Raw genomic sequence first — 17933 nt, 5'->3', positions numbered from 1 at the left:
ATGTTGTAGACAAGGTCAGTGGACAATAGCGAGAACGTGGTCTCTACGCAAAATCCACGATGTGGCGGCAGGTCGCCCGGGACGGCGGGTCCCGGTTCTGTGCTGACCGGCGGCCATCGGGGAGGATGGCCGGGTGAGCAACCAGTTCTCGATGCGAGGCGCCGTCGACCTCGGTGCCATGGCCGCCGCGCGGCAGGCGCAGGAACAAGCAGCTGCGAGGGCCAGGACCGCCGCCGCGGATCCGGCAGCCGGCGCCGGAGTCGTTCTCGACGTCACCGAGGCCACCTTCCAGGCCGAGGTGATCGACCGCTCGTTCCTGGCGCCGGTGGTCATCGACCTCTGGGCGACCTGGTGCGGCCCCTGTACGGCGCTGTCGCCGGTGCTGGAACGGCTCGCCGAGCAGTACGCGGGCGGCTTCGTGCTGGCCAAGGTGGACGTCGACGCCGAGCCCGGTATCGCCGCGGCCTTCAAGGTCCAGTCGATCCCGAGCGTGTTCGCCGTACTGAAGGGACAGCCGATCCCGCTCTTCCAGGGCGCACTGCCCGAGCCGCAGGTCCGCGCCTACCTGGATGAACTGCTGCGGGTGGCCGAACAGAACGGTGTCGTGGCGAGTGCGGCCGCCGGCGGTACGCCGCCGGCGGCCACCGCGGAGGTGGAGCCGCCGGCCGACCCGCTGCTGGAGGCCGCGTTCGACGCGGTGGACCGGGGCGACTGGGATGCTGCCGATGCGGCGTACGCCGCGATGCTGGCCGCCGACCCGCGCGACAAGACCGCGCAGTCCGGTCGCGCGTTGGTCGGCGTGCTGCGGCGCGCGGAGGGACTCGACCCGCAGCAAGCCCGTGACGCCGCGCTGGCCGCGCCGGCGGACCTCACGGCGCAGCTGTCCGCCGCAGACGCACTGCTCGCATCCGGCAGCGTGGCCGAGGCCTTCGACCTGTTGGTGGCTGCGGTACGTCGGTCCAGTGGCGAGGACCGAGACGCGCTGCGGGCGCGACTGCTGGAGCTGTTCGAGGTCGTGGGATCCGAGCACCCGGCGGTCGCCCCGACCCGAGTGGCGTTGGCCAACGCCCTGTTCTGACGCTAGCTATCCTGGAGCCGGCCGTCCGGAAGCCCCTGCTCCGGCGCCGGCGACACCGGCTGGTGCGGTTCGCCTTCAGCCCGGGCGGCGATGGTGGTGCGTGCTTAAAATACGGCGATGCCGCGCCACCCGCACCCGTCTCGTGCCGTCGCGGCGCGTGACTGGGTCTGGCGTGACTTCCAATGGGTGTCGCTGGTCGGCCCGGTCACCGCGACCGAACCCGCGTCCTACCGTGCCGCGCTGGCCGCACTCATGGCGGCCGACCCGGACCATCCGCTCGTTTGCCGGTTGGACCGCGATCGGGGCCGGTGGGTGCCGGTTCCGCCGGCTCGGCGCAGCGCGCACCTGGCGGCGATGGTGGTCCGGTTGGATACCGCGTCACCTGCCGGCGCCGCCGAGGACCTGATGCGCGCACCCCTGGACGACGTGCCTTTCCGGATCGCGCTGGCCGACGGCATCCTCGGTTTCCGGATCGCTCACTCGCTCGGCGACGTCCGTGCCGCGTACGACATCTTCGGCGCGATCCTGGACGCGACCGCGACCGACGGGACGCCCAGCGCACTGCTCGAACCCAGCGAGCCGCAGCCGATGCGGACGGCGCTGACCCGGACCTTCGGCCGGGACTTGCGTCGTATCCAGGCCGTTCGTGCCACCCGTAACCGGCCCGCCGCGCCACGGCGGCCGTCCCAGCCGTGGCAGCCGTCGTACGCGGTGGAGACCGTCTCCGGTCAGGCGCCGGCGCTGCGGGCGATGAAGGCGTGGCGGCGTGATCATGCTTCCGGCGTGTCGATCACGTCCCTGCTGTACGTGGCGGTGTGCCAGGCGCTCGTCGAGGTCGGGCTGGCCCCGGCCTGGGACCGGGCCGGCAGCCTGTTCGACCTGCGCCGCTACGTCGGCCAGCGGGTCCGGGTCGACGGCAACATGGTGTCCGCCTCGGGCCGGCGCTTCACCGATCTCACCGATCCGGCCGCGGTGCAGCAGGATCTGCAGGCCGAAGGGGAGTCCGGGCTGCCGCTGCTGGCTGCCGCGGAGTGGATCGCCATCGATGCGGTCAAATGGCGGCTGCGTCCGATAGTGAGCCGGCTGCGTCCGCAAGCCGGGATCGTCGATCGGGTCCCGGTTCCGGCCGCGCCGGAACTCTCCCTGAATTCGATGGGCCGCGTCCGTGCCTGGCCGGCGGTGCCGTGGTCGGCGCCGGAGTCGGACCGGTGGTGGCTGGTCGCCGGCGAGGCCCCGGCGCCGGAAGCGATGATGGTCGCGGTCCATGAGGACGGCGCCAACTTCCACGTCACGATGTCGTTCCACGAGTCCACATTTCAGCGATCCCTTGTTGCCCAAGCACTATCGCGTGTGGTGCAGCAGCCGGCCGAGTTGCTCGAGGCGGCTGCCGTCCGACGTACGGCCTAGCCGTACCTCCTCCGAACGGCTGATCGCCGCGGCTGTTCGGCCCCCGCGATAGCACCGAACGGCTAACTCCCTTCCAGCGCAGTCGATTTCGCCGTTTCGCCACGCCCTCGTTCCGCGCTGGTTACCGAGGTGACGCCCGTCACCCGTACGGCGCAACGACAACGCGGCCTGCCGGTCACCTTCTGTCAACACTCGGCCGCGTACCGGCGTGGCGCTCACCCGCTGTGGTGGCTTTTCACCCGTTCGGACGACCCCGAGGCCCTCGCGTTTTACGCAGGGGTAACGGCAAATGCCCTAGTGTTCCTAGCGGTCGGGCAGGCCGGTTCGGGGCGGCAGCCAATGTCCGTTGAGGGGCGGACATGAGCGGCCTCCGAGGGGTGGATCCCAGAGATCCGACAATGTTTGGGGGTTCGTCGTGTCACGCAAGGTTTGGAAGGCGTCCGGTCTTCGCAATGTCCACGCGCCGCGCGTCAGCGTCGTGGTGCCTGCGCGCAACGAGGCGCGCAACCTCGAGCTCGTGCTCCCCGAGCTGCCCGATGTCCACGAGGTGATCCTCGTCGACGGGCACTCCACCGACGACACGATCGCGACCGCGCAGCGGGTGATGCCGTCCATCAAGGTGGTGCAGCAGACCCGCAAGGGCAAGGGCAACGCGTTGGCGTGCGGCTTCGCCGCGGTCACCGGCGACATCGTGGTCATGTTCGACGCCGACGGCTCGGCCGATCCGGCCGAGATCAAGCGGTACGTCGATGCCCTGGTCTGCGGCGCGGACTTCGCCAAGGGCAGCCGGTTCTGCGACGGCGGCGGCAGCGAGGACATCACGGTGCTGCGCCGGCTGGGCAACTACGGGCTGAACACGACGACCAACGTGCTCTTCCGTACCCGGTACAGCGATCTGTGCTACGGCTACAACGCTTTCTGGGCCGACATCATCCCAGTCCTGGACCTGCCGGCCACCGACGTGCCGGCGGCCGCGGGAGAGATGCTGTGGGGCGACGGTTTCGAGATCGAGACCCTGATCAACTGCCGCGTCGCCGCGGCCGGCCTCACGATCAGCGAGGTGCCGAGCGTCGAGCGGCTCCGGGTGCACGGCGAGAGCAACCTCAACGCCGTCAGCGACGGACTGCGCGTGCTGCGCACGATCCTGTCCGAGAAGCGCCGGGCCCGTCGTACCGCTGCCCGTCCGGTCCTCACCCCGGCACCCGCTCCGGCACAGGTCATCGACCTCACCGATGGCGCTACGCTGCGGCTTCAGCCGTTGGAGGAGCTCGCCGGATGACCCAGCCGACCGTCTCGGTCGTGGTCTGTGCCTATACCGATCGTCGTTGGGCGGACCTGTCCGACGCGGCGGCGGCGGTGGCCAAGCAGCTGGGGCCAGCGGACGAGTTGGTCGTGGTCATCGACCACAACGACGACCTGCTGGCCCGTGCCCAGGCGGAGTTGCCGGCGACCCGGATCGTGCCCAACGAACAGACGCGGGGGCTGTCCGGCGGACGCAATACCGGTGTGGCGCAGTCGAGGGGCGACGTCGTCGTCTTCCTCGATGACGACGCCGTACCCGAAGCGGGCTGGCTGGAGGCGTTCCGGGTCCGGTTCGCCGATCCCGATGTCGTGGCCGTCGGGGGAGCGGTCGAGGCGGAATGGGAGACCGGCTCGGCACCGCGCTGGTTCCCGGCGGAGTTCGGCTGGGTCGTGGGCTGCGACTACGTCGGGCTGCCGGAGGACGGCGAGCAGATCCGCAACCCGATCGGCGCCAGCATGGCGATCCGGCGAACCGCGCTGGAGACGGTGGGCGGGTTCTCCGATGCAGTCGGCCGGGTCGGCGCACTGCCGGTGGGCTGCGAGGAGACCGACCTCTGTATCCGCGTCCGGCAGGCCATGCCGGCCGCCGCCGTGGTCCGGGACACCACCGCCGTGGTCCGGCATCGGGTGCCGGCTGCCCGCCGCCGATTCCGCTACTTCGTCAGCCGCTGCTACCACGAGGGCCGGTCCAAGGCGATCCTGTCGGCTTCCGTGGGCGCCACCGACGGCCTGTCGTCCGAACGCAGCTACGCGACCAAGGTGCTGCCACGCGGGACGCTGCGCCACGCCGGCGCGATCCGGCGCGGCGACCTGTCCGGGCTGGCCCGCGCCGCGGCCATCCCGGTGGGCCTCGTGGTGACCGCGACCGGTTACGCCAGCGCGACGTTGCGCCGCTCCGCCCGGGTCTGAGGGCCACAGCTCGGAGCATCGTCGAGTGGCGGGCAACCGCGGCCTCCGCCGTACGGCGCAGCAGCCGGCCGTTCCACCGATCCGGACCTGACCCGGGAATCACCGTTGGCCGTCGTTCGTCCAGGCCAGCGACACATGCCCGGCGTCGGCTCCGGTCCGGTGGCAGGATCGGCTCTGCCGAGTGACCGGTGGCCGTGCGCTCGATTCCGGCGTGGCGCGGACCGTGCGCGACACGACAGCTGCACGACAGCCGTAGCGCGGCACGCAGCCGCGTGACCAGACCAGACTGCGTGACGACAGTAGAGGAGCGACTGTGGCCCCGTCCGAGGCGGCCGGCGCCGGCAGCACTGCGCCGGCGTTCCGTCCCATCGACTGTCTCGACCTCGAGCTCAGCGAACCGTGGCCGGAGTTGCCGACCGACGGCACCCGGGACCTGCAGGTCCTGGTCCGGCTGCACGGCGAGCCGCTGGGCGGCGTGACAGTCGCTGACCTGCCGGCGGGCGACCCGGCGGACCTGCTCGCCGAGCGGATCGCCGCGGCGTACGCCCGGCAGATCGCCGCCCACCTGCGAGCTGACGGCCTGCCGGTCGAGGGGACGACCGTCGACGGCCGGGGAGATTGGGCGCTGTTGTCGGCGGCCTGCCGGGCATCGGATGTGAGCACGTGCCAGCGGCGGCTCGAGCCGGGCACGCCGGCGCCGTTGGTCAGCGTGGTCGTCTGCACGATCGGGACCGAGAAGCGGCTGCCGGACTCGCTGCGTGCCCTGCTGGCCCAGGACTACGAGCCGTATGAGGTCGTCGTGGTCGACAACGCCCCGGACAACCCGACGACCCGGACCCTGGTCGAGCAACTGGCCGACCCCCGGCTGCGCTATGTACCGGAGACCCGTCGCGGATTGTCGGTGGCCCGCAACACCGGATTGGCCGCGGCGCGCGGCGAGCTGGTCGCCTACACCGACGACGACGCCATCGCCGACCGCGGCTGGGTGCGCACCGTGGCGGCGGTGTTCGCCGAGGACCCGCGGGTGGCGTGCGTGACCGGTCTGGTCCTGCCGGCCGAGGCTGCGACCCAGGCGCAGGCGTGGTTCGAGGAGTTCGGCGGTTTCGATCGGGGCTACCAGCGGCTGGTATGGCGGCTGCCCCGGCTCACCGGCCCCACCGACGCGCTCGGTCCCGCCGGTGACGGCGGCCCGGTGTTCCCGTACTCCGCCGGTTACTACGGCTCCGGCAACAACATGGCGTTCCGGCGTGACGTGCTCGTGGCCATGGGCGGGTTCGACGTCGCCCTGGGTGCCGGCAGTCTCGCCAAGGGGGGCGAGGACCTCGACGCCTACCTGACGGTGCTGCTGGGCGGCGGCGTACTGGTCTACGAGCCGCGCGCCATGGTCCGGCACTACCACCGCAGTGACTACGACGCCCTGCGCACCCAGATGAAGAACTACGGCATCGGGCTGACCGCGATGCTCGCCAAGCGGGTCCTGACCTCGCCGCGCGAACTCGGCACGATCGCCGCCCGGGTTCCTGCCGGAGTGAAGCGGTTGCTGGATCCGGGCTCGACGAAGAACGAGAAGAAGGGCGCGCAGTACCCCCGGGAACTGACCCGGCTGGAACTGTTCGGGTTCGTGGCCGGCCCCGCGCTGTACGTGCGAGCCCGGGTCGATGCCCGGCGGCGGGGCCTGCGGCCTGACCGTGCCACGGCGGGCGCGGCGGCCTGACCGTGACCGCAGCGCCGGATACCTCGGCACCGCCCGCCGCTTCGGCCGCGGCGGCGGCCTCGGGTTCGCGAGCCCTGGATCTCGCGCCGGTGCTGCGCTGGCTGCGCTACCGGGCGACCACCGTCGCGGGGGTCCTGGTCGTGGCGGCCCTCCTGGTCGGTGTGGTCGCCTTGACCCGGGTTGATCCGGAGGCGATCGCGGGCCGGGGACTGGTCGATGCGCTGCCGCGGATCTACTGGCCGACGATCGCGGTCCCGGTGGTGGTGCTGGTCTGGGCGCTGCGGCGTTCGACGCAGGCCACGGTGTTGCTGGTCCTGGTCGTGACCACGCTGGCGGTGCTGCTGCATGCCGCCGCCAACATCGCCGAGGACGTCGCGCGATTCCCCGTCGCCTTCCTGCACGCCGGGTTCGCCGACTACATCGGCCAGACTGGCCAGACCCTGCCCCAGCTGGACGCCCGCTTCAGCTGGCCGGGTTTCTTCTCCGCGGCCGGAGCCCTCACCGAACTGGCCGGGTTCGACGCTTCCACCGCGTGGCTGCGGTGGGCACCGATCGCCATGGTGCTGGCCTACCTGCCGGCCGTCTACGTCCTGTTCCGCGCGCTCAGCGAGGGCTGGCGGGCCGCCTGGCTTGCGGTCGTGGTGTTCATCTTCGCCAACTGGGTGGGGCAGGACTACTTCGCCCCGCAGTCGGTGAACCTCTTGCTCTACCTGAGCGTGATGGCACTGGTCCTGACGTACTTCCGACGGCGAGATCCGGGCTGGATCACCCGGCTGACCGCACCGGTCACGTCGCGCATTCCCAAGATCAGCGGCTGGCTCGGCCGCTCCCGGGACCGCGCCGACCTGCCGCTGTCGGCCCCGGCGCGAATTTGGCTGCTGGCGGTTTTGCTGCTGGTCTTCACAGCGATGGCGGCCAGCCACCAGCTGACGCCGATCCTGCTGTCGGCGACGCTGTGCGGCCTGGCGTTCGTGGGCCGGCTGCGGCCCTGGCTGCTCGGGGTCGCCGCGGGCCTCATCGCGCTGGCGTGGATCAGCTTCGGCGCCGAAGCATTCTGGGTCGGGCACATCGACGAGATTTTCGGCGGCGTCGGCGAGGTGGGGAACGTCATCGACCAGGGCGTCCAGAACCGCGTCGTCGGGAGCCCCGAGCACCTGGACATCGCCCGGGTGCGGATTCTGTTCACGCTGGCGATCTGGGGCCTGGCGTCGTTGGGCTTCCTGCGGCGCTGGCGGTCCGCCGGCAGCATCGATCTGGCGACCGCGGTCCTGTTCGCGACCCCGATGATGATGATCGCCGCGCAGAGCTACGGCGGCGAAGGACTGCTGCGGGTCTTCCTGTTCTCGCTGGCCGGTGCCGGCCTGCTGGTCGCGCGGCTGTTCATCCCGGTCCGGGTGCTCGGCCGGTGGTCGGCGGCCGCGCTCGCGGCGGTGCTGCTCGCCCTCACTCCCGGGTTCATGCTCGCCAAGTACGGCAACGAGTCCTTCGAGCGGGTGACCGCCTTGGAGTTGGAGGCCATCGACGTGGCGTACGACGTCGCGCCGCAGGGCAGCATGATCGCGGGGATCACGACGTACATGCCGTGGCGCTACCGCGACGTGGCCGACCACACCTATGCCGGCCTGCTCGACGTCGGACTGGACGACGAGGCCAAGCTGCGGGAGCTGATCGAGACGATCCCCACCGAGATCGTGCTGGTGGTCACCCGCGGCGGCATCGCGTTCGCCCACGAGAACGCCAACACCACGCCGGAGCAGATCGACGCGGTGCTGGCCAGGCTGGAGTCGCAGGCCGGCTTCAAGGAGGTCTACGCCAACCCCGACGGCGCGGTGTACGTGCGCCCGGCGCCCGGGTCGACACCGGCGCAGGCCGCGGCAGCGACCGCGCCGGTCGCCGGACCGGTGGCGGCCGGCTTGACGGCGACCGGGGCCACGGCCGCCGGATCGACTGCCGCACGATCGACGGCAGGGGAGGCCAGCGGTGGCTGACGACCACTCCTCGGTGCACAGTCACCATTCGCCGCCGGCCGGTGGCCAGCCCGGCAATGCCTCAGCTGCCGTTCCGGAGCCCGGGTCGCAGCCGGTGCCGATCGTGTTGCCGCGGCAGCACGGCGTCCTGGTTGCGGGCCTGGTGGCGGTGTGGGGGATCGCCGCGGTGCTGGTCGATCTGACCTCGGCCGGGCCGGTGCTGCGGTTGCCGGTGGTGGCCGCGTTCGCCCTACTGGGTCCGGGCATCGCCGTGGCGACCGCGCTGGGACTGCGGGGCCCGGTCGCCGTGGTCGCGGCGCTCATGGTCGGGCCGTCCTTCCTCATCGTGGCCAGCCTGGTCGTGCTCTACGCCGGGGTCTGGTCGCCGCAGTGGGTACTGGATGCCTGCGTGGTCGTGGTGCTGATCGCGGCGGAGGTCACCCGCCGTACCGACCGTGCCAACCGCCGGCGTATCCGCGAAGGCCTTCCGGCACAGTCGTTGACAGCCGTCTTCGCCCGCTACGGGCATCGCCAGTTGCAGCCCGGTGAGCAACGGTGAACGGCGAGGTCGTGGACGACTCGGTCCTGGCGCACCTGTTATCGAATCGAGCGGCCGGTGTCGCCGCGGTGGTCCTGGTACTCGCGTTGTTGCTGCTGGCGATGGCGCTCGGCGAGGCACGTTCGCGGCGGCGGGGGCTGCGGTGGGCAGTGACCGGCCTGGCCCTGCTCGGCACCGCCGGCGTGGTGTTCCTGATCGGCATGCGTTTCGTCACCGTGGCCGGGTGACGGCGATGACGCCTAGCCGCATCCCGCGGTTGCGACCGGGGTTGCTGGTCAATGCCTTCTCCCTGATGGCCACCACGATCCTGACCGCCGTCCTCGGGCTCGCCTTCTGGGCGCTGGCAGCCCGGGTCTATCCGGTCACCACCATCGGTGAGAGTTCGGTGGAGATCTCGACAGCGACGCTGCTGGCGACGCTCACGCAGCTCAATCTCACCCGGATCTTCGCCCGCTTCGTCCCGGTGGCAGGACCGCGGACCAAGGCGCTCATCATCGGCGGTTACGGCGTGACCGCCGCGTTCGGCACGATCGTCGGGACGGTCTTCGTCGTCGTGGGCTTGGGCGACGAGTTCCTGCCCTCGACGTTCAACCGTGTCATCTTCGTCATCGGTGTCCCCATGATGACGCTGTTCGCCTTGCAGGCCGCGGCGCTGATCGGACTGCGGGCGTCGGTCTGGGTGATGGTCGAGAACACCGTGTTCTCGGTGGCGAAACTCCTGCTCCTGCCGGTCCTCGCCCTGCTGGCGACCGACTCCGGGATCTTCCTGTCGTGGATGATCCCGCTGGTCGTGGCCTTCGTCGTGGTCCACGTCCTGATGTCCTCGCGACTGATACCCGCGCACGAGGCGCGCAGTGAGGGCAAACACGAACTGCCGGACCGGCGCGGTATGGCGTCGTTCGTCACCGCGGAGTACGCCAGCAGCATCGTGGAGAGCCTCGGCACGCTGCTGCTGCCGCTCATCGTGCTGACGGTGCTGGGCAGCGAGGCCAGCGCGTACTTCTACATGCCGTGGCTGATCGGCTCGACGTTGAACCTGTTGCTGGTCAACATCGCGATGTCCTTTGGTGTGGAAGCGGTGTCGCATCCGGAGCAGACCGGCACGCTGGCGCGCCGCACCATGCGTCTCATCATCGGGGCGACCGTCCCGGCGACCGTCATCGGCATCATCGGAGCACCGTTCTTCCTGTCGATCCTCGGTCCGCAGTACGCCGAGAACGGCACGACGTTGTTCCGCCTCATCCTCGCCGCCCTGCCGTTCATCGGCATCTATTCGTTCTACGTCACGTTTGCCTGGATCGAGCGGCGGGTCTGGTGGCTGTTGGGCCTGCAGACCGTGGCGTCCGGAGCGACCCTGGCGATCAGCGGCCTGCTGATGGGCTCGCAGGGCATCAACGCCGTCGGTATCGCCTTGTTCGTGACCTGGACGTTCCTCGGCCTGGCGTCGATCTACCCGGTGAGCAAGCGGCTGCGCCAGCTGTGGCGCCGGCCGCCGGCCGACGTGGTCAGTGCCGAGCCGGACACCGATCGCGCGACCGTCGTCGAACCGTCCTAGCGCGCGCGGCCGGTCAGCCCGGCGGCCGCTGGCGTCCGGCCTCGCCCAGGGCCCAGCAGGCCGCCGCAGCGCGTCCTGCAATCCCTGGACCGCCCGGCGTCCGCTGTGGCCCGGGGCCGTCCGGCGTCACCGGCCGGACCGGTGAGCGCTCGATCGTCCTAACGGTGGGTTGACCATCCCGAACCGCGCCCTAGGCTCGACAGGTCCTGAGAAAGATCTCAGCCGCTGGTGTTTGTAGGACTCAGTAGGGCGACGGTCGACCAGCGGACGGTCGGCGCAACGGCGCAACGGCGCGCCGGGGGGTGAGCATTGCGGATCGTCCTGAATACCCGCGAGTTGGCACCGCTGGGCGGCATCGAGGTGCAGTTGTTCCAGGTTGCGCGGGAACTGGCGCTGCGGGGGCACGACCTGGACGTGCTGTGCCGGTCTGACACCGGCCCGTTCGCGGCGCAGTACCACCAGCTGGCCCGCTCGGTGAGCGTGGTGCCGAGTTTCGACGTGGCGCGTCGTACGGCGGTGATCGACCTCGCGCGCATCGCGCCGGCCGTGGCTCGGGTCCGCGACCGGCACGGCGACGTGTTGTACCTGAGCCGGATCGAAGAGATCGTCTGGGCCCAGCTGGCGAGCCGGTTTGCCAGGATCCCGTTGGTGTGCCACCTGCACCACGTGACCGGCTACGCGCCGGACCTGCTGGTCCGCCTGCTGAGCGGGGTCGACCACATCGCGGCGGTCTCGCAGTTCCTGAAGGAACGCTACGTCGCGCTCGGGCTGTCGCCCGACCGGATCACGATCATCCCCAACGGCGTGGATCCGGACGAGTACGCCGTCGCCGACGAGAGCATGCGACTGAAGGCCCGAGGTGAGTTGGGCCTGCCACCGGACGCGTTCGTCGTCCTCTGCTACGGCCGGGTGATCCGCCAGAAGGGCGTCCACGTTCTCGTGGAGGCGTGGCGGCGGCTCGGGCTCGATCCGGCGCACCATGTCCTGGTCGTCCTCGGTGCGCCGGACCCGGCCGATCGAGGGTCCTACCTCGGTCCGCTGCGCGACACCGCCCCGGCCGGAGTGGTGTGGTACCACCCGCGTCGCGATCCGGTGACCTTCCTGCATGCAGCGGACCTGGTCGCGGTTCCCACGCTGGCGGAGGAGTCCTTCGGCCGCGTGGTGATCGAGGCGATGGCCACCGGGCTCCCCGTGGTCGCCAGTCGCAAGGGCGGCATCCCGGAGATCCTCGATGGGCCGTTGTCGAGGCTCCTGGTGGAACCGGGTGACCCCGAGGCGTTGGCCACCGCGATCGCCGACCTGCTGGCCTGGCGCAGCGCCGACCCGGCTCTCGGCGAGAGCTGCACGGCCGTGGTACGTGCGCGCTATCCGCTGTCGCGCACCGTCGAGGGCACCGAAGCGCTCCTCACCCGGGCGGTCGCGCAACGGGCATGACGGGGCCGGGGCGCGAGATGATGCCGCGGTGACGACACCGGTGCGGGTCCGGCGGGCCTCGTTCCTGGTCAACGCCTTCTCGCTGATGCTGACGACGATCGTCACGGCGGCGGCCGGACTGGTCTTCTGGGCGATCGCCGGTCGCTTGTTGCCGGTCTCGGCGGTCGGCGACGCGTCGGCCGAGATCTCGACGGCGCTGTTGCTGAGCAAGGTGTCGCAGCTGTCGCTGGGCACCATACTGCCGAGGTTCCTGCCGGTCGCCGGGCCGCGGTCGCGGCGCCTGGTCGCGCTGGGGTACGCCGCCACCGCCGCGCTGTCCGTCGTCGTCGCGTCCGGCTTCGTCGCGGTCGGCTGGGGTTCGGGTTTCCTGCACGGCGGCGCCGAGATCGCGACTTTCATTCTGGCAGTGCCGATTCTCACCGTGTTCGCGCTGCAGGACGCCGCGCTCACCGCCTTGCGGGAGTCGTTCTGGGTGATGGTCGAGAACGCCGCCACGGCGGGACTCCGACTGGCCGCGGTCCCGCTGCTGTGCGCCACGGCCGCAACGGATCCGCTGGTGCTGGCCTATCTGCTGCCCGCCCTGGCGGCCGTGCTGGCGGTCAACGCCGTCCTGTTCTGGCGGATCCTTCCCGCGCATGAACGGGCCAGCGGTGGCACACACGAGCTGCCGGCGCGGCGGCCGGCGGCGGGCTTCGTGGTCGCCGAGTACGCCAACAGCCTGATCGAGTCCGCCGGCAGTCTGCTGCTACCGCTGGTGGTGCTGTCGGTGCTCGGGTCGACGCAGAGCGCCTACTTCTACCTGCCGTGGCTGGTCGGCACGACCGCGATGGGCGTGCTGTTCTCCGTCGCGCTGTCCTTCGGGGTCCATGCTGCGGCCGACCCTGCCGCGCTACGCGGCCTGCTGTTGCGCACCCTGCGCATCCTCGCGGTGTTGTCGATCGGCGGAGCTGCCGCCGGGATCGTGCTGGCGCCGTTCCTGTTGCGGCTGGTGGGTCCGGAGTACGCCGACAACGGCACCACGTTGTTCCGGTTGATCATGTTGGGCATTCCGTTCGTGACGATCGAGGTCGTCTACTCGACGTTCGTCTGGCTGGAACGTCGGGTGTGGCTGCTCGTGGTCATCCAGCTGGTGACCACGGGCGCCCTGCTCGGGCTCACCGCGGTTCTCATCGAGCCGTGGGGGATCAACGGAGTCGGCGTGGCGTTCCTGTCGACCACGATCGCCAGCGGGCTGGCGTGCCTGCCGCCCACCGCGATACGTGTCCGGCGGATCCTCGACGGGCGGGGACTGCGTGCCCCGGCCGGGTCACCGGTGGCGGCCGAAGTCCGCTAGCAGGCTTCGACGATGTGCCGTTGCTCGAAGACCGCCTCACCGCACCGGACGAACCATTCCGGCCCGTACCGCGCGGCGAAGTCCGGGTAGTCGACGACTGCCGGCCCCAGCTGGCTGCCGTGGGCCCGCAGCGCGTCCCGTTTGGCCGCCACCTCCTCCCGGCTGGGCACGAGGACGGCAGTCAACTCGGCACGAGGCCGCCCGACCACGACCGGCTCGCCGGCAGCCCGGGGGCCCTCGACGTAGTGAGGACCGTGCTGGGCGAGGTACTCCCGTTCCAGGGCGCATTCGTACGACGGGATCGCGGTCTGCGTGACAGCCAGCCGGCCGACGCGGTGCACCATCAGGTGGTCGGGGTGCCCGTAGATCCCGGTGTCGTCGTAGTGGACCAGCACGTCGGCGCGGACCCGGTCGAGTTCGGCCACGACGCGGGTGGCGGCAGCGGCGAGGTCTGTCCCCACGAATGCCTCGGCGTGCTGGTGTGCCGGGTCGCCCGGCATGCCGGAGTCGCGGTAGCCGAGCAGACCGACCGACTCGATGCCGAGAACGGCTGCGGCGCGCCGCAGTTCCCCCAGCCGCCGGCGCCTGACCCGGCTGCGGTTCACCAGGCGGCGGCGCGCCGTGCCCAGTTCGCCACCGGTCGCGGTCAGCAGGTGCACGTGGTGGCCGCGATCGGCAAGTCGCCGGGCGAGCGCCCCGGTGAACAGCGACTCGTCGTCGGGGTGGGCGTGCAGCAGCAGGACCGACAGGCCGCCGTCGATCATGGGGTGCGCCTCCGGTCGGTTCGGGGACAAGCGGTCACGCTGGCCCATCGTGCCCCGTGGCGCCGGAACGGCCGCTCACGGCGCGCACTTCCGGTACGCCGGGTACCAGGACGCCAGCGAGGCTGGTCACCCCGGGGGTGACCAGCCTCGCTGGGAACGGGTAGTGCGGTGTGCGGGTGAGATCGATCAGGCGCGGGAGTACACCGCGACCCAGTCGACCTCCATGTTGACCTGGCCGGCGTTGGTGCCGCCGTACCCTTCGGTCTGCAGGGCAAGCCACATCGGCTGCGACGGCACCATCGATCCGGTGACCGTTGCCCACGGCGAGCCGTCGATCGTGTAGACGACCTTGCCGGGCGTCCACTCGACCCCGACGGTGTGCCACTGCGACATGTCGACGCCGGCCAGCTTGCTCGCGACCTGCGAGTTGTTGGCGCCGTAGTGCAGGAAGGCGTTGGTCCCGATGCGGTTGCCGTACGACCCACCGAAACCTTCGGCGAAGTCGATCTCCGGCGGCCAGCCTGAGGTCGGCCAGAGCAGGGCGACGTACTTGACCGCCGAGCCCTGGTCCATCCGCATGCGGACCTCCCACTTGCCGTACGTCTGGGCGTACTGGCTGTTGGAGATACCGCCGGTGGCCATGGTGCCGCCGGACGCCTGACCGACGATGGTCAGCTTGCCGTTGCCGACCTGGACGTTCTCCGGTCGCCACAGGCGGTTGCTGTTACCGCCGCCCGCGCCGGCGCTGTAGGTGCCCCAGTAGGAGCGGTTGAGCGACGACCCGTCGAAGTTGTCGACGAAACGGAGGTTCCAGCCCGAGGTGCTCCCGGTCGGCGGCGTGGCCCCCGAGCCACTGCTCGTCGCCGGCTTGGCGGTACTGGTGGGCTTGGGCGTGCTGGTCGGCTTCGGCGTCGCCGATGTCGTCGGCTTGGCCGTGCTGCTGGCGGTGGCCGACGGCGTAGCCGACGCTGTCGGGTTGACGTAGGGACGCCACGGCGAGCCGTAGCGCCGCTGCAGCGTTGAGCCCTCACGGGCGTTCTTCAGCTTCTGCGCCTTCCAGGCCTTCCAGGCCTGGTAGTAGCTGGAGGCAGATCCCCATCCGGCGGCCGAGGCGCTGTCGACGCCTCCGGTGGCCAGCGGAACGGTTGCTGCGACGAGTGCGACGCCCAGCGATGCTGCGCCGAGGACGAGGACCTTGTTCCTGCGTTGCGTCTTCTTGGCTCGCATGACGGGGCTATCGAAGCCACCGTTGCGTGCCTTGACCTGACGCCTCAATGGTCACCCGATCGGCGGACCGCGGACGGAGCAATGGCAGCCGACGGCGTCGTACGCGGGGGGGTGCGCAGGACGTCGAGGGCGAGCGAGGCGGAGACCGTCTCGGACATGAACTGCATCGCCGGGGAAGCGAGGGTGCGATGCGGCTTCTGGTGGAGGGGCTCTCCCGCACGGGAGATCACCGCGTGCTGCATCGAGTTCATGGGGCCGGACTCTAGGGAACCTGACCGCGAGATCAGCCGTGATGCAACTCACTGGTTCCGGACGAACTGCGCGGCATTTCACGACCGTCGGCGTGTCGTCGGCGCTGGGTCACGGCGGGGTCACGCAGTGCTCATGTGACGTCGAGACGCTGTCCGATTGCTGAGACGTCTCCTGTCACAAGTGCCACAACGCTTTCGTCGTCCGCTCAGCGGATATCGCTTGGCGCCCTGAGCCACAGCGTCGCCAGGGGAGGCAGTGTCAACTGTGCACTGGTGTGACGGCCGTGCCACGGCGGCAAATCCGCTTGCACCGCACCGAGATTGCCCCGGCCGGAGCCGCCGTAGGCCACAGCGTCGGTGTTGAGGATCTCCGTCCAGCGGCCGGTGGCCGGCAGGCCCAGGCGGTACCCGTCTCGAACGACGGGGGAGAAGTTCGCCACGCAGGCGATCACGTCGCCATCCGCGCCGCGGCGCAACCACGAGAACACGTTGTCCTGCGCGTCGTTCGCGTCGATCCATTCGAAGCCGGCCGGAGTGTGGTCCAACTGCCACAACGCGGGCTGAGCGCGATAGACGTGGTTGAGGTCCGCGACACATCGCTGCACGCCACTGTGTTCGGCGTACTCCAGCAGCCACCAGTCCAGCGAGTGACTGGAGTCCCACTCGTCCGATTGGGCGAACTCCGATCCCATGAACAGCAGCTGCTTGCCCGGGTGCGCCCACATGAACGCCAGGTACGCCCGGAGGTTCGCGAGCTTCTGCCACCGATCGCCGGGCATGCGGTGAACGAGCGAGCCCTTGCCGTGGACGACCTCGTCGTGCGACACCGGCAGGATGAAGTTCTCGCTCCAGGCGTACATCAGCGCGAAGGTCATCTCGTCGTGATGCCACTGCCGGTGGATCGGGTCATGCCCGACATAGTCGAGGGTGTCGTGCATCCATCCCATGTTCCATTTGAAGCCGAACCCCAGGCCGCCCAAGTGGGTGGGCCGGGTCACTCCCGGCCACGCGGTGGACTCCTCGGCGATCATCATCGCGCCGGGCACGCGGCGGTAGACCGTGGCGTTGGTTTCCTGCAGGAACGACACCGCGTCCAGGTTCTCCCTGCCCCCGTAGGCGTTGGGAGTCCACTGGCCCGGTTCGCGGGAGTAGTCCAGGTAGAGCATCGAGGCCACCGCATCGACGCGCAGCGCGTCGATGTGGAACTCCTCCAGCCAGTACACCGCATTGGCGACCAGGAAGTTCCGCACTTCGTTGCGGCCGAAGTTGAACACGAGCGTCCCCCAGTCCGGGTGCTCGCCCTGCCGGGGATCGGCATGTTCGTACAGCGGGGTGCCGTCGAACCGGGCCAGCGCCCAGTCGTCCTTGGGGAAGTGCGCCGGCACCCAGTCGACGATGACGCCGATGCCGGCGGCGTGCAGCCGGTCGATCAGGTAGCGGAAGTCGTCCGGGTCGCCGAAGCGCGACGTCGGCGCGAAGTACGACGTGACCTGGTAACCCCAGCTGGGCGCGTACGGATGCTCGGCCGGCGGAAGGAACTCGACGTGGGTGAATCCCTGCTCGGTGACGTAGCCGGTCAGTTCCTCGGCCAGTTCGCGGTAGCCGAGGCCGGCGCGCCAGGAGCCCAGGTGCACCTCGTAGATGCTCATCGGACCGGTGTGCGGGTCGCGTTCCGCCCGGGCCGCCAACCACTGCTGGTCGGTCCAGGCGAAGCGGGAGGTGAACACGACCGAGGCGGTCTGCGGCGGCAGCTGCGCCGCGAACGCCAGCGGGTCCGCCTTGTCGCGCCACACCCCGTCCGCCCCGCGCACCGCGTACTTGTAACGCGTGCCGTCCCCGACGTCGGGCACGAACAGTTCCCACACGCCGGTGCTGCCCAGCGCGCGCATCGGGGTCCACGACCCGTCCCAGAAGTTGAAGTCGCCGACGACGCGTACCGAGCTGGCATTGGGGGCCCAGACCGCGAAGGACGTCCCGGTGACGTCGCCCTGGGGGGTGGCGAAGGTGCGTACGTGGGCGCCGAGCACGGTCCACAACTGTTCGTGGCGCCCTTCGGCGATGAGGTAGGTGTCCAGTTCACCGAGCGTCGGCAGGAACCGGTACGGGTCGTCGGTGTCGATCACCTCGGTGCCGTAGCTGACCCGCAGCCGGTAGTCCGGGACCGACGGGCGTGCCAGCACGCCCACCCAGACGCCGCGGTGTTCGGGTACCAGCGCGAGCGTGGTGTCGGCGGTCAGCACCTCGACCGCGGTCGCGCCGGGCCGCAGCACCCGGATGGTGACCGCGCCGGCGTGCAGGTGCGGCCCGAGCACGGTATGGGGATCGTGGTGCGCGCCATCGACCAGGCGGTCCAGCTCAGCGACGGCCACCGGGCGCGCAACGGCTGCAGCGACCACTTCGATCGACCTCCTACCAGTGACGGCGTCAGGCGGT

At 70.5% G+C, this 17933-nt stretch carries 14 protein-coding genes; 11 read left to right on the top strand and 3 right to left on the bottom strand.

Going from position 1 to position 17933, the window contains the following annotated elements:
* Positions 1-151: 151 nt before the first annotated feature.
* The 11 genes from EPO13_02225 to EPO13_02175 all read left to right on the top strand — a co-directional run bounded on the left by EPO13_02225 (position 152) and on the right by EPO13_02175 (position 13258).
* Entirely contained in the window at positions 152-1078 is a 927-nt protein-coding gene (locus EPO13_02225) for a tetratricopeptide repeat protein (GenBank protein ID TAK70805.1), read from the top strand.
* 117 nt (positions 1079-1195) lie between these two features.
* A complete protein-coding gene (locus EPO13_02220) occupies positions 1196-2485 on the top strand; it encodes a hypothetical protein (GenBank protein ID TAK70704.1) in 1290 nt (429 codons plus the stop codon).
* A 346-nt stretch (positions 2486-2831) separates the two neighbouring features.
* Complete coding sequence (locus EPO13_02215) at positions 2832-3764, top strand: glycosyltransferase family 2 protein (GenBank protein TAK70703.1); 933 nt, start codon at positions 2832-2834, stop codon at positions 3762-3764.
* Positions 3761-4696 (top strand): glycosyltransferase family 2 protein, encoded by a 936-nt coding sequence (locus EPO13_02210; protein TAK70702.1) that lies wholly within the window; start codon positions 3761-3763, stop codon positions 4694-4696. Before EPO13_02215 ends, EPO13_02210 begins: the two co-directional genes overlap by 4 nt.
* Before the next feature lie 286 nt (positions 4697-4982).
* Positions 4983-6410, top strand: a complete 1428-nt coding sequence (locus tag EPO13_02205; GenBank protein ID TAK70701.1) for a glycosyltransferase family 2 protein — start codon at positions 4983-4985, stop codon at positions 6408-6410.
* Positions 6411-6412: 2 nt separating this feature from the next.
* Positions 6413-8398, top strand: a complete 1986-nt coding sequence (locus EPO13_02200; protein TAK70700.1) for a hypothetical protein — start codon at positions 6413-6415, stop codon at positions 8396-8398.
* The gene (locus EPO13_02195) at positions 8391-8936 is read left to right on the top strand and encodes a hypothetical protein (GenBank protein TAK70699.1); all 546 of its coding nucleotides are present in this window, start codon (positions 8391-8393) and stop codon (positions 8934-8936) included. Before EPO13_02200 ends, EPO13_02195 begins: the two co-directional genes overlap by 8 nt.
* Positions 8933-9163 carry a hypothetical protein gene (locus EPO13_02190; protein ID TAK70698.1) on the top strand — a complete coding sequence of 77 codons (231 nt, stop codon included), beginning with the start codon at positions 8933-8935 and terminating at the stop codon, positions 9161-9163. The genes EPO13_02195 and EPO13_02190 overlap by 4 nt, the downstream gene beginning before the upstream one ends.
* A 5-nt stretch (positions 9164-9168) precedes the next feature.
* The gene (locus EPO13_02185) at positions 9169-10491 is read left to right on the top strand and encodes a hypothetical protein (GenBank protein TAK70697.1); all 1323 of its coding nucleotides are present in this window, start codon (positions 9169-9171) and stop codon (positions 10489-10491) included.
* 309 nt (positions 10492-10800) lie between these two features.
* Positions 10801-11925 carry a glycosyltransferase family 1 protein gene (locus EPO13_02180; GenBank protein ID TAK70696.1) on the top strand — a complete coding sequence of 375 codons (1125 nt, stop codon included), beginning with the start codon at positions 10801-10803 and terminating at the stop codon, positions 11923-11925.
* Between the two features lie 28 nt (positions 11926-11953).
* The gene (locus tag EPO13_02175; GenBank protein ID TAK70695.1) at positions 11954-13258 is read left to right on the top strand and encodes a hypothetical protein; all 1305 of its coding nucleotides are present in this window, start codon (positions 11954-11956) and stop codon (positions 13256-13258) included.
* On the opposite strand, the gene EPO13_02170 is transcribed toward EPO13_02175, so the two are convergent.
* From EPO13_02170 to glgB, 3 genes are all read right to left on the bottom strand, one after another.
* Entirely contained in the window at positions 13255-14070 is an 816-nt protein-coding gene (locus tag EPO13_02170) for a GlcNAc-PI de-N-acetylase (protein ID TAK70694.1), read from the bottom strand. The genes EPO13_02175 and EPO13_02170 overlap by 4 nt on opposite strands.
* A 138-nt stretch (positions 14071-14208) precedes the next feature.
* Positions 14209-15249 (bottom strand): glycosyl hydrolase family protein, encoded by a 1041-nt coding sequence (locus EPO13_02165; GenBank protein ID TAK70693.1) that lies wholly within the window; start codon positions 15247-15249, stop codon positions 14209-14211.
* Between the two features lie 457 nt (positions 15250-15706).
* A complete protein-coding gene (glgB, locus tag EPO13_02160) occupies positions 15707-17902 on the bottom strand; it encodes a 1,4-alpha-glucan branching protein GlgB (protein TAK70804.1) in 2196 nt (731 codons plus the stop codon).
* Positions 17903-17933: the final 31 nt, after the last annotated feature.

Source organism: Actinomycetota bacterium (genome assembly GCA_004297305.1).
GTDB lineage: Bacteria > Actinomycetota > Actinomycetes > S36-B12 > FW305-bin1 > FW305-bin1.
This window is presented reverse-complemented; position numbering and strand designations above follow the sequence as displayed.